Below are 13,189 nucleotides of genomic sequence, written 5' to 3'. Positions count from 1 at the left end.
AACAAAGTGGCGCTATAATCGCCGCCTTTTTGCTATTCCGCGGTGTTAGCCGCCTGCCTTAATCTGGAAGAATCTATGTCTGATACCGAACAACTGCCCCTTTTTAGTGAGCTTGGACTGGCCGCGCCTGTATTGAAAGCGCTGCAGGACGTGGGCTATGAGCGCCCGTCACCGATCCAGGCCGCAGCAATTCCCCACCTGATGGCGGGACACGATCTGCTGGGGCAGGCGCAAACCGGTACAGGGAAGACCGCTGCTTTTGCCTTGCCTCTGTTGTCTCGTCTGGAAGCTGGTAACCGCAACACCCAGATCCTGGTGCTGGCGCCTACCCGCGAACTGGCGCTGCAAGTGGCTGAAGCGTGCCAACGCTACGCCCACCACATGCCTGATTTCCACGTACTGCCCATCTACGGCGGTGCCTCCTACGAAACCCAGACCCGCGCTCTGCGTCGCGGTGCCCAGGTTGTCGTCGGTACTCCGGGCCGCGTGATGGACTTGATCCGTCGCAAGAACCTGGACCTCTCCGGCCTGAAAGCCCTGGTACTGGACGAAGCTGATGAAATGCTGCGTATGGGCTTCATCGACGACGTTGACTGGATCATGGAGCAGTGCCCGAGCACTCGTCAGGTTGCCCTGTTCTCTGCCACCATGCCGGAGCAGATCCGTCGCGTGGCCCAGAAGCACCTGAAGCAGCCCAAAGAGATCAAGATCGCCTCCAAGACTGCTACCGCTACCACTATTCGCCAGCGTTACTGGCAGGTAACCGGTTTGCACAAGCTGGACGCCATGACCCGTCTGCTGGAAGTGGAATCCTACGAAGCCCTGCTGGTGTTCGTGCGTACCAAGAACGCTGCCGAAGAGCTGGCTGGCAAGCTGGCCGCCCGTGGTCACGCCTGTGAAGCGCTGCACGGCGACATCCCGCAGAAACTGCGTGAGCGTACCGTTGACAAGCTGCGTCAGGGCCAGCTGGACATCCTGATCGCCACCGACGTTGTCGCCCGTGGTCTGGACGTTGAGCGCATCACCCACGTAGTGAACTACGACATTCCGTACGACACCGAATCTTACGTTCACCGTATCGGCCGTACCGGTCGTGCCGGTCGTAAAGGCGAAGCCATCCTGTTCGTTGCTCCGCGCGAGCGTCGCATGCTGCGCGCCATCGAGCACGCAACCCGTCAGGCCATCGAGCCGATGAAGATGCCGAGCACCGAGGACATCAACCAGCATCGTCTGGCCAAGTTCAAGGAGCGCATCCGCGAAACCATGATGGGTGAAGAGCTCGAGATCTACCACAACCTGGTGAACGAGCTGATCGAAGAGGATTCTGCCGATCCGCTGGAGCTGGCTGCCGCACTGGCCAAGCTGGTACAGGGTGACCAACCGCTGCTGCTGGATGACTCCATTCCGGATCCGCTGCTGAATGCTGGCAACGATCGTGGTGGCTTCGAGCGCCGTGACTTCAACGACCGTGGCGGTCGTGACTTCGGTGACCGTGGTGATCGTCCTGCCCGTCGGATGCCGTCCCTGGAGCCGCGTCCGCTGAAAGACAACCCGGACGTGGAGATGGAGCGCTACCGCGTAGACGTGGGTGCCCATCACGGCGTCAAGCCGGGCCAGATCGTGGGCGCCATCGCCAACGAAGCGAACATCGAGAGCCGCTTCATCGGCAACATCGACATCGCCGATGACTTCTCTACCGTCGACCTGCCGAAAGGCATGACCGCCGATGTACTGGAAGTGATCAAGAAAGCCCGTGTTTGCCAGCGTCCGCTGCAGATCACCCGCTACACCGAAGTGCCGGCCGGTGGCAACACCAGCAGCCGTCCGCCCCGTGGTGATCGTCCGTTCCGTGGTGACCGTCCTTTCAACAAGGATCGCCGTCCCCAGGGTGACCGCCCGTTCAACAAGAGCGGGGAACGCCGTGAAGGTGGCTTCAACAAAGATCGCAAATTCGGTGGCAAGCGTCGCGAAAGCTGATTGCTGATCCCGTTATGAAGAAGGCCGCTCATTGAGCGGCCTTTTTTGTATCTGCGATAGGGACTACACCGTCAGTTTGCCTGTATGGGGGTTATATTTCTGTTCCACAAGCCAAGTCGTGAACCAAAGGGACATGAATATTTTCCGATGCAGTTGTGACATTCGGAGCCTAGATGTCATGCTTTTAGTGGCATTCGGGTACAGCCTGATGCTGGTTGCCTGTTGTGGTGAGCTGCTTGCCGCAACATTGTTTTGCATTATGACTCTGCCGTTTCCCTGTGGGTGGACAGAGTGAAACCAATAAAACAAACAGTACGCTACGGAGGTCTATCATGGGTGGATGGCTTGTCAGGATGCTGCTGTTATCCGGCTGTCTCGTTTCTGGCATGGTGTTGGCTGATGAGCCTTTCCTCAAGATCAAAGGAGATGGCTGTTGCAATGGTAAGGGGGGGGCGTGTTGACCCGGGCCGAGTTTGAGGCCTTACCTCAGACAGAGGTCAAGACCCAGACCCCGTGGACCGAGGGGGACCACACCTATCGTGGCGTGCTGCTGCGAGATCTGGTCAAGATATATGGTCTCAAGAGTGGGGAGGTCAAGGCGGTCGCCATCAATGACTACTGGGCGGCGGTGCCGCTGGAAGATGGAGATAAATATGCGGTACTGCTGGCCGAGAAGCAGGATGGCAAGGCGTTGACCCTGCGCAACAAAGGGCCGCTCTGGATTATCTATCCCCTCTCTGATCACCCGGAGCTGAACAAGGAGCTCTATCACAGCCGGATGGTGTGGCAGCTGACGGCGATCGAGAGCAAATAAGATGCTGCGCGGCAAGTTTCTGAGCTTGATCCTGATGGTGACTGCCTTTTTGGGGGTCGCCATCTGGTCGGTCTGGAACTATGACCGTGCATTCAATGCAGTGACTCGCTATACCCAGCTCTCCGCCTGGGCGTTGGCGCAGCTGGAGTTGGAAATCCATGGCTTTGATGAAGCGCTCTCTCTCTATCGTACCGGTTCGACCAGTCAGGAAGAGATGAACAAGCGCTTTGATATTGCCTGGAACCGGCTCGATGTCTTCCTGCACGGGGAGGAGGCCAAGCCGGTGAGAACCCGCTTTGGGGCAGAACAGGCAGCAGGCAAGATCATGACTCTGTTCGAAAAGTATGAGCAGGCCGTGGTCAGCGGAGAGCGAGATTCAAAAGAGCTTGCTCGTTTCGCCGAGGAGTTGGCTCGGGATCTGGCTGCCATCCGCGATGTGATGGTGAAAAATTTCACCGGCCCATCCGCTATTGCCCAGCGGGAGGTACTCAACTCGTCGCGTATCCAGAACTTCTTCATTCTGGCTTTCTTGATGTTGGCGACCGTGGTGATGCTGCTGATGCTGTTTCGCGAAGTGCGCCACCAGCACTTTCTTGCGTGGAATGATGCGCTAACCCGCTTGCCGAACCGGGCCTCCTTGATCAAACACCTCAAGCAGCTGACGGGACATAAAGGGGGGCGCAGCAGCGTGACCGTCTGTCTGGTGGATCTTGGCCATTTCAGGGAGGTAAATGACAGCCTGGGCTACGAGGTGGGGGATGCATTGCTGACGCAACTGGCCGAGCGGATCCGCGCGGTATCGGTTGACGGTATCTTTGCCGCCCGCACCGGTAGCGATGAGTTTGCCATCATTATTTCCGGAGTTATGCCCACCTATTTGCGCTTTCCATTTCTGGAGCAGCTGCGTAACGAACTTGCCGGGCTCGCCTTGGCGACTGATCCCGCCCACCGGGTGCGGGTCTTTATGGGGGTCAGCCAGTACGTGCGACCGGTACACACGCCGGAGGAGATGCTGCTGTTTGCCGATATTGCCCTCGACAGTGCCAAGCGCAAGCGGCTGAATCGTTACGTGGTTTTCTCCAGCAGCATGTATCAGCACTATCTGCGTAACCGCCGTTTGTCGACCGAGTTGCGCGAGCTGATCCAGCACCACAGCAATTTGCAGTTGAGCCTCTACTATCAGCCGATTGTCCGTGGTCAAGGCACGGTGCGACTGGGAGCCGAGGTACTGATCCGCTGGAATCACCCGGAGTACGGGTTTATTCCGCCCCTCGATATCATCTCGCTGGCAGAAGATAACGGGCTGGGGGAGGCGCTCGGGTTATGGATCTTCCGGCACTTGCAACATGATCTCGCCACTTTCCCGAGCGACTTGATTGAACCGCTGGAGATCTCGGTCAACCTCTCGAGTTCCATGTTCACTATGGGGTTGGCAGCCCAGTTGGATGAGAACATGAGAGAGGGGCCGCTAAGCCTGCAACAGCTGATCGTCGAGCTGACCGAAACTATTGCTCTGGATGATATCGAGCTGAGCAAGCAGATCATCGATACGCTGCGTCAGATTGGAGTGCGGGTGGCTCTCGATGATTTCGGTACCGGCTGGTCATCGTTCTCCTACTTGCGGGAACTCTATTTCGACAAGCTCAAAATCGACCGCTCATTTATCACGGCCATCGACAATGACACCCGTCAGGCGCTGTTCGTCGAGGCGATCACCAGCCTCTCTCATCAACTCGGTGTGCGGGTTGTGGCGGAAGGGGTGGAAAACAATGATGAGCTGAAGGCGGTGCTGAGCATCGGCGTTGATGAAATTCAGGGCTATTTCTACTCGAGGCCCTTGCCGTTGCAGGACTTTTTGCTGTTCTGCCATCGCTATTTTATCAATCGGAGCATCATGCAGGAGGTGGCGCTGGGTTAGCGAGCGGTACCTTTTCACCGTCACCACAAGCTAACGTGCTGTTGTTTATCTAGTCGAATACAACAAGAAGGCGACCATCTGGTCGCCTTCTTGTTGTGCATTGTGACGTGCAGAGTTCGCAGCCCGAGGGGCTATCAGAGCACCATGGCGGCAATCCAGCCGAAGATCACCAGCGGGATGTTGTAGTGAATAAAGGTGGGCACCACGCTGTCCCAGATATGGTCGTGCTGACCATCTGCGTTGAGGCCGGAGGTGGGGCCCAGAGTCGAGTCGGAGGCTGGTGAACCCGCATCCCCCAGCGCGCCAGCGGTACCAACCAGGGCGATGATCGCCATTGGTGAGAAGCCAAGCTGCAGACAGAGCGGCACATAGATGGTGGCGATGATGGGCACGGTGGAGAAGGAAGAACCGATCCCCATGGTGATGAGCAGACCCACCAGCAGCATCAGGAAGGCGGCGATCCCCTTGTGCTGACCGATGCCGGAGGCGACCACCTGTACCAGAGAGTCGACACCGTGAGTTGCCTTCATCACCGCGGCAAAACCGGCTGCGGAGATCATGATGAAGCCGATCAGCGACATCATCCGCACCCCCTGAGTGAAGGCATCCTGGCTTTCGCGAAACTTGATGACGCCGCCGCAGGTGAAGATGACAAAACCGGCCAGCGCACCCAGTACGATGCTGTTGGTCATCAGTTGTAGCCCCAGCGCCACGCCAATGGCCAGCAGGGCCACCCAGATGTGGGTGAGGTTGAGCTCGACCACTTCGGGCTCGGCATCCAGGATCTTGGCCAGATCGTACTGGCGCGGTTTGCGATAGCTAATGAATACCGCAATCAGCAGGCCCAGTACCATACCAGCGACCGGAATGGCCATCGCCAGCGGGATCTGGCTGGTGGTGATGGGCACGCCGTTATCGATCAGGTTCTTGGCCAGAATATTGTTCAGGAAGATGCCACCAAAGCCGACCGGCAGCACCATATAGGTAGCTGTCAGACCAAAGGTGATGACACAGGCCACCTGACGACGGTCTATCTGCATCTGCGCCATCACATGCAGCAGCGGCGGGATCAGGATGGGAATAAAGGCGATATGAACCGGGATCAGGTTCTGGGAGGAGATCGCCACGGCCAGCACGGAAGAGAGCAGCAGGGTTTTGACCCACATGATGCGGGTCGAGCTGGCATCCTTGCCCAACTGGTTGATCACCTTGCGGGCCAGCAGGTCGGTGATCCCGGAGCGGGAGATGGCAACCGCAAAGGCGCCCAGCATGGCGTAGGAGAGAGCTATCTCGGCGCCACCGCCCAGGCCACCGCTGAAGGTGGTGAGGGTATCGGTCAACGACAGCCCACCGACCAGGCCGCCAGCAATGGCCCCCAGCGCCAGCGAGACCACCACATTGATCCGCAGCAGACTGAGCACCAGCATCAGCCCGACTGCGATAACAACTGGATTCATTTGATTTCCTTATAGTTTGTTATTGCTGTCTGTCATGTGAAGGGGAGTTAGTTTGCGAAAAATGTGACAAATGTCGAGAAAAAAATCAGTCAAACCCCTCATATCGCAGCAGCATGTGGCAAAAGGTTGCTCAACATGAGGGTTTGTGACCTGTTTGTCTCCGTGCATCCCGTGCGCAGCGGTGGATAGTGACGTTGATAGCGATTTCCGGTGCGCTGTGCAATCAATCACTTCCCCAAAAAGCGAAGGCTGCCAGTGGCAGCCTTCATCGGTTTATTCTTGTCCCTCATCATCGGCAGGGGCATCGGTTGTGTCATCATCCGGATGCGCTGGCGGCCAACCCCCCATGCTCTTCCAGCGGTTAACAATATGACAGAACAGCTCTGTGGTGCGTTCGGTGTCATAGAGGGCAGAGTGCGCCTCTTTATTGTCAAACGGGATGCGGGCGCTCTGGCACGCCTTGGCCAGCACGGTCTGACCCAGCGCCAGCCCAGAGAGAGCTGCGGTGTCGAAGGTGGCAAACGGGTGAAACGGATTTCGCTTGAGGCCAGCGCGCTCGGCGGCAGCCATCACGAAGCCGTGATCAAAGGTGGCGTTGTGGGCCACTATGATGGCGCGGCCGCAATCCTGCTCCTTCATCCCCTTGCGGATCCCCTTGAAGATCTCGGTCAGAGCCTCTTTTTCCGAGACAGCGCCACGCAACGGGTTGTAGGGGTCGATGCCGGTGAACTCCAGCGCAGCCTTTTCCAGGTTGGCCCCTTCGAAAGGCTCGACATGAAAGTGGAATACCTGATCGGGAACGAGCCAGCCCTGCTCATCCATTTTCAGGGTGTAGGCCGCGATTTCGAGCAGGGCATCGGTCTTGGCGTTGAACCCGGCTGTTTCAACATCGATGACGACGGGGTAAAAACCACGGAAACGGCCCTTGAGGGTATGAACTGCGTCGGTCATGGGATCTCGGTCGGGATAAAATGAGGCGACATTATGGCAAAAAAGCGCTGGCTTGTCCCCCCATCCCACGCAGTCGGCTGCGGCAAGGTGGCGCCGGATTCAATATCTGTGCAGCCACCAGCGGGCGGCAATCAGCGCCGTGAGCGACCCCAGCAGGGCGCTGGCCAGCACATCCACCGGCCAGTGCATCCCCATTACCATGCGCGACAGACCAATTCCCAGTGCCCACAGTGGCAGCAGCCAGACGCCTGTGGGGGCTCGGGCCAGCCAGATAAGCCCAAAGAACTGGGCCAGGCTGATGGCGGCGATGCTGTGGCCGGAGGGGAAGGCGTAGTTCACCTCGGCCTGCCAGTGGTGGCCGAGCCATTCTGGCAGGGCCAGCAACTGGCTGGCGGCGTGAACCTGTTCACTGCGCACATCGACGCTACTGGCGTAGAAGTGCTTGATGGCCGGGATCAGCGCCTGACTCTCCAGCCAGAGCAGATAGGGTCTGGGCTCTTCGGTCAGGTGCTTGATCAGGCTCTTGATCACCCAGTCGCTGGCAAGCAGGGCCGCCAGTGCACACCCCAGCGCAATGAAGGAGGCCCACTCCAGTCTCAGTTTGTAGCGAGTCAGCATCAGCAAGAGGGCGCCACTGACCCCGATCCCGGGAAGGTCGACCATGCGGGTGAGGGCGTATGACCACCATAACCAGCCTGATTGCAGGGAGCCGGTCAGAAAAGGCTGCCAGGGCAGGGTGGCGAGCAGCAGCAGGGGCAGGATCAACAGGGCAGTGAATCCAAGCACCTGACTGCGGGTGAGTGAGGCGGTTGACGTTGGGAGCGACGAAGCGTGTGGCGGCATGGTGGATATGGGCGATCGCGAAAAAGAGGGGCATTGTGCCACCGTGATATGCCCGGACAAAGCCGAGCAGCACGTTTGTTACCTCTGCTTACACATTTGTGGCGACATCCTCTGTTTTAGCAGGTTGATGGAGAGGCTGCCGCGCAATGTGGTCCCGTTTCGTGCCGGATTGCATCACAGGCTGAAATCTCGGGCGGCTTTGCGCTAGAATGGCGCCCCCGTGGCGGTTGTGACCAAAGAGAGCCCGATGAAGATAGTCGTTGATGAGAATATGCCCCATGCCGTGGAGCTGTTTGCCGAATTTGGCGAGGTGATCCCCTTGCCCGGACGGCAGATGCAGGCCCGCGATCTGCTCGATGCCGATGTGCTGCTGGTGCGTTCGGTCACCCGCGTCAACGGCGATTTGCTGGCGACCAGCCCCAAACTCCGGTTTGTCGGCACCGCCACCATAGGCACAGACCATGTGGACAAGGCCCTGCTGGCAAGCCGCAATATTCCCTTCTTCAGCGCCCCCGGTTGCAACAAGTATTCGGTGGGGGATTATGTGCTCTCTGCCCTGCTGGTGCTGGCGGAGCGCTATGAACTCGACCTCCCGGCCATGACGCTGGCGGTGATTGGCGCGGGCAATACCGGCGAGTGTGTGGCTGGCAAGGCCCAAGCGCTCGGCATGCGGGTACTGCGCTGCGATCCGCCCAGGGCGCGGGATAATCCTGATGCGGGCTTTGTCGATTACCAGACCGCCCTTGGCGCCGATATCGTCAGTTTCCACGTGCCCATTACCCGTGAAGGGCTGGATGCCACCTACCATCTGCTCGATGCCGAACAGATTGCCGCGCGCCCGGCAGGGCAGATCCTGATCAACGCATCCCGTGGCGAGGTGTGGGATAACCGGGCCCTGCTGGCGCGTCAGTTGGGCGATGCGCCATTGCGACTGGTGATGGATGTGTGGGAGAACGAGCCCGAGCCACTGACTGCGCTGGTGCCCCATACCGAGATTGCCACCCCCCATATCGCTGGTTACAGCCTGGAGGGGAAGGCCCGCGGTACCTGGATGCTCTATCAGGCGCTCTGCCAGCAGCTGGGACGCCAGCCTCGTCAGGATTTGAGCCAGCTGTTGCCTGCCCCCGATGTGCAGGCAGTGGTGCCGGGCCGCGCACCGGATCAGGCGCTGATCAAGCAGCTGGTGCATCTGGTTTATGACGTGCGCCGCGATGATGCCCGTTTCCGGACCCGGCTCGGCCTGCCCGGCAGCTTTGACGAGCAGCGCAAACACTATCCCGAGCGCCGTGAACTATCCTCCCTGCAGGTTGAGGGAGCCTTTGCCGACCGGGCGCTGGGCGCGTTGGGATTTGCGCTGTCATGCCCCTGAATCGGGGACCAAGAGTTGGAAGATAACCGGAAGGGGTGAGCCGTATTGGCCACCTCGACCCCATTTTTTACTGAGCTGGCGCAGATGCTACTGCGCCTGCTCAGCCATATCAGGCAGCGTCATCTCGCCGTGCGGGAGCCTGCCGACCATGGCGCCCCCGGCGCCATTGCAGCATTATCAGAGGAGAACAGAATGAGCCAGCAGTTTAACGTAGCGGTATTGGGTGCCAGCGGCGCCGTGGGTCAGGCGATGATCGAGATCCTGGAAGAGCGCGAATTTCCGGTAGCGACCCTCTATCCGCTGGCTTCCAGCCGCAGCGCCGGTGATACCGTGCGCTTTGGCGGCAAGAACCTCGAGATCCTCGATGTGGAGGAGTTTGACTGGAGCCAGGTGCAGATCGCACTCTTCTCCGCCGGTGCCGAGGTCTCGGCCAAGTGGGCGCCGATTGCTGCCGAGCACGGTTGTATCGTCATCGACAACACCTCCTGCTTCCGTTACGACGAAGATATCCCGCTGGTGATCCCGGAAGTGAACCCGGATGCGCTGGCCGATTTTCGCAATCGCAACATCATCGCCAACCCCAACTGCTCCACTATCCAGATGCTGGTGGCCCTGAAGCCGCTGCACGACGAAGTGGGGATCGCACGTATCAACGTGGCCACCTATCAATCCGTGTCAGGCTCCGGTAAAGAGGGGGTCAGCGAGCTGGCGGGTCAGACAGCTCATCTGCTCAACGGCCGTCCGGTGGAACCGACCCTCTATCCGCAACAGATCGCCTTTAACCTGATCCCGCAGATCGACAGCTTTACTGACAACGGCTACACCCGTGAAGAGATGAAGATGGTATGGGAAACCCAGAAGATCCTCGGCGATGCCAGCATTGCCGTGAACCCGACTTGCGTGCGGGTGCCGGTCTTCTACGGCCACGCCGAGGCGGTACACGTCGAACTGCACCAGCCGCTCGATGCCGAACAGGTCAAGGACCTGCTGCGCAATGCGCAGGGTGTGACCCTGTTTGATGACGAAGGGGACTATCCGACCCCGGTGCGTGACGCAACCGGCAAGGATGAGGTGCTGGTGGGTCGGGTGCGCCAGGATATTTCTCATCCAAGTGGTATCAATATGTGGATCGTGGCCGATAACGTTCGTAAGGGCGCGGCAACCAACAGTGTACAGATTGCCGAGCTGCTGGTTCGCGACTATCTGTAAGGCTGGTCAGATGCCACCGATGCGCAGCAGGGAGTGCTGCGCATCCGGCCTGTGATCAAACCGGGGTGTGACCCATGCCGCACTCCGTCACTTCAAGATTCTGTTGCGATATCAACTGATTAAGTTTTTTCCTACACTCAGGGTCAAGTTGGGTGCTAAATGTGTCGGACTGCTGGCTTGCCAGGCGAGCCTGATTTATATTGAACCGACTGTTTTGGGGTAACTATCCAGATTTTTCAATGTGATAGGGCCGTCATACGAAGGAACGAATATGGGACATTCCCGCATAACATTGGCAACGCTACTCGCATTGGGTCTGCTGGGCACCGTCCAGGCTGAAGACTCGGCGCGGGAGCCTTTTTTTGTCGAGCTAAAAGGCCCTGACGAACCCGCACCTCCCGCCGTCAATTCCCAGCCGCTGGCGCAGCCGGTCGCCCGACCCGTCGCTCAACCGGTGCGTACAACCGCCCAGCCGGTGGTGCGTCAGGTCACTGCCAATGCCGGTAGCTATGGCCCTGTTCGTCCGACCGATACCCTATGGAGCCTGGCGAGCAAATATCGCCCCTCCAATCGGGTCAGCGTCTACCAGACCATGGTGGCGATTTACGAGAAAAACCCCCGCAGTTTTGCCGATGGCAATATCAACCACATTCTGGTGGGTTCCCGCATTCTGCTGCCGACCGCGGCCGAGGCGAGCGTCATCACTGATGCACAGGCCCGCGCCAAGTTCCGCAGCGACAACGCCAGCTGGAAGGGGTTAAGCCCCAAATATCTGGCTGACAAGCAGACCCATACCGCCAAGCCGGCTGCCGCCAAACCCGCGAAGGTTGAAGCCGCCAAGACCGAGCTGGTGAAGGCTGCGCCTGCGCCGCTGCCAGTGGCGAAAGCCGCCCCCATTCCCGCCCCGGTGGTGGCTCCGCAACCGGCGGCTGAAACCAAAGAAGTGGCCAAGGTGAGCGAGCCTGCGCCGAAAGAGGCGGTAGCACCTGCTCCTAGCGCAGCAGAAGGCACCACCCCGGCGCCTCTGCCTTCCGATCTGGATAAACCGGTGGGCAAACCGGCTACCGAGATGGCGCTGGCACTGGAAGATGCCAATGCCCAGCTCGGCCAGGTGACCGAGATGAACCACAGGCTCAAGCTGCGTCTGCAATCCCTGACCGAAGAGGTGGAGACCCTCAAGGCCCAGCTGCAGGATCAGACGGCGCTGCAAAAAGAGATTGCCGAGCTCAAGGCCCAACCGGTCCCGCCGGTGGCAGCCGAGCCTGAGCCTGAGAAAAACTGGTTGATGGATCTGCTCTCCTCACCGCTCAACCTCGCCATGATCATCCTGCTGCCGGTGCTGCTGGTATTGGCACTGGTGACTCTGTGGCTGCGTGCCCGTGCCCGCCGCGAACTGGAAGAGCAGGAGAAGAGCCTCTCCGAATCCACCGCCATGATGATGGATCAGGAGCAGAGCGAGTTTGATGATCTGCTGAGCGTCGATGTGACAGACAACGAGCCGGTGCGCCCGGTACCGGATCTCAACACCCCGGATGGCTTTATGCCGATGGAGCCTGACGAGCCGGCCGCCAAGCCGGATGTCGATCTGGTGTTCAGCGACGAGGGCGAGATGGAGCTGCAGGGCTTCGAGCCCGAGCGGATGGCGGCCCAGCCAGCCAGTCGTGACCCGGATCTGGTGCCGGATCTCGATCTCTCGCTGGATGAGCCCATCGCGCTGGCCAACGAGCCCGCCATGGATCTGGCCAGCGAGTTCAACCCCAAGCCTAAGGCCGCTGACGAGATCATGAGCGAAGAGGAGCTGCAGGCAGCCCTGTTTGCCGAGCTGGATGCGGATCTCTCAGCCGACCTCGAGCCCGATTTGAGCTCCATCGACGAAGTCGGTGCCGCTGACGACGATCTGGCGAGCTTCGATCTCGGCGATTTCGACAGTGCCCTCGACGAGCCTGCTGCTGGCAAAGATGATAACGCCATTGATCTCAGTGCCGCAGAGGACGCTGACGAGAGTGCGGATGCCATGCTGGCCGAGCTCGGTCTTGAGCCTGTCAAGGCGAAAGAAGCGGAGCTGGATCTGGAGTGGGATCCCAACGAGCTGGCGCTCTCCGATTTCGAAGATGCGTTCGCCGAGGTGGAATCTCATCCGGCAGATCTCCAGCCCCGTGAGCAGGCACAGGAGAGTGGCTACGTCGAGATCGACAAGCTGCTGGCCGAAGCGGATGCCACCGCGCCGGAGCAGGAGCCTTATCAGGGCTTCTCGCTGGATGTGGGGCTCGATGGCTTCCCCGAGGTGCTACCGGAATCCACCGGATTTGATGTGGATGCCGACGATGGCGGTGTGGGTGCCAAGCTGGATCTGGCCCGTGCCTACCTCGAGATTGACGACAAGGATAGCGCCCGCGAGCTGCTGCAAGAGGCGGCGGAGCAGGGCAGCGATCACCAGCGCGCCGAAGCCGAGAAGTTGCTCAAGCGGTTGGGCTAAAGCATTTCCCATCACGGGATCAGCAAAACGGGGGCAGCCAGCAGGCTGCCCCTCATATTTTGGCGATTTGCGATGGGGGATCATGGCCGCGCAGGCTCGCTATCTAGGCCAATTGCGCGTGTGGTGGGACTTTTCGGGCTGAGCGCGTATAATCCGCCCCGTTTCTTTCACTGCG

The 13,189-nt window shown here is 59.4% G+C and carries 9 protein-coding genes; 6 read left to right on the top strand and 3 right to left on the bottom strand.

Annotated elements, in window-relative coordinates; translation table 11 throughout:
- The first annotated feature begins 75 nt into the window (after window positions 1–75).
- The 3 genes from ACTG2W_RS04170 (at window position 76) to ACTG2W_RS04160 (ending at window position 4,709) form a co-directional block, all read left to right on the top strand.
- Complete coding sequence (locus ACTG2W_RS04170; protein ID WP_005337260.1) at window positions 76–1,977, top strand: DEAD/DEAH box helicase; 1,902 nt, start codon at window positions 76–78, stop codon at window positions 1,975–1,977.
- Between the two features lie 454 nt (window positions 1,978–2,431).
- The gene (locus ACTG2W_RS04165) at window positions 2,432–2,791 is read left to right on the top strand and encodes a molybdopterin-dependent oxidoreductase (protein ID WP_235656988.1); all 360 of its coding nucleotides are present in this window, start codon (window positions 2,432–2,434) and stop codon (window positions 2,789–2,791) included.
- 1 nt (window position 2,792) lies between these two features.
- On the top strand, window positions 2,793–4,709 hold the full coding sequence (locus tag ACTG2W_RS04160) for a putative bifunctional diguanylate cyclase/phosphodiesterase (RefSeq protein ID WP_106842969.1): 1,917 nt from the start codon (window positions 2,793–2,795) through the stop codon (window positions 4,707–4,709).
- A gap of 134 nt (window positions 4,710–4,843) precedes the next feature.
- On the opposite strand, the gene ACTG2W_RS04155 is transcribed toward ACTG2W_RS04160, so the two are convergent.
- From ACTG2W_RS04155 to ACTG2W_RS04145, 3 genes are all read right to left on the bottom strand, one after another.
- Window positions 4,844–6,166 carry a Na+/H+ antiporter family protein gene (locus tag ACTG2W_RS04155; RefSeq protein WP_106842968.1) on the bottom strand — a complete coding sequence of 441 codons (1,323 nt, stop codon included), beginning with the start codon at window positions 6,164–6,166 and terminating at the stop codon, window positions 4,844–4,846.
- 273 nt (window positions 6,167–6,439) lie between these two features.
- Window positions 6,440–7,117: a ribonuclease T gene (gene rnt, locus ACTG2W_RS04150; RefSeq protein ID WP_005333780.1), complete on the bottom strand. Its 678-nt coding sequence runs from the start codon at window positions 7,115–7,117 to the stop codon at window positions 6,440–6,442.
- Between the two features lie 99 nt (window positions 7,118–7,216).
- Window positions 7,217–7,960 (bottom strand): phosphatase PAP2 family protein, encoded by a 744-nt coding sequence (locus ACTG2W_RS04145; protein WP_106842966.1) that lies wholly within the window; start codon window positions 7,958–7,960, stop codon window positions 7,217–7,219.
- A 247-nt stretch (window positions 7,961–8,207) separates the two neighbouring features.
- Between ACTG2W_RS04145 and ACTG2W_RS04140 the strand changes: the two genes are divergently transcribed.
- The 3 genes from ACTG2W_RS04140 (at window position 8,208) to ACTG2W_RS04130 (ending at window position 13,014) form a co-directional block, all read left to right on the top strand.
- Window positions 8,208–9,329, top strand: a complete 1,122-nt coding sequence (locus tag ACTG2W_RS04140) for a 4-phosphoerythronate dehydrogenase (RefSeq protein WP_106842965.1) — start codon at window positions 8,208–8,210, stop codon at window positions 9,327–9,329.
- Window positions 9,330–9,521: 192 nt separating this feature from the next.
- On the top strand, window positions 9,522–10,538 hold the full coding sequence (locus ACTG2W_RS04135) for an aspartate-semialdehyde dehydrogenase (RefSeq protein WP_106842964.1): 1,017 nt from the start codon (window positions 9,522–9,524) through the stop codon (window positions 10,536–10,538).
- A gap of 271 nt (window positions 10,539–10,809) precedes the next feature.
- Window positions 10,810–13,014 (top strand): FimV/HubP family polar landmark protein, encoded by a 2,205-nt coding sequence (locus tag ACTG2W_RS04130; RefSeq protein ID WP_106842963.1) that lies wholly within the window; start codon window positions 10,810–10,812, stop codon window positions 13,012–13,014.
- Window positions 13,015–13,189: the final 175 nt, after the last annotated feature.

This window comes from Aeromonas sp. 96A (assembly GCF_051919165.1).
GTDB classification, from domain to species: Bacteria; Pseudomonadota; Gammaproteobacteria; order Enterobacterales; family Aeromonadaceae; genus Aeromonas; species Aeromonas veronii.
This window is presented reverse-complemented; position numbering and strand designations above follow the sequence as displayed.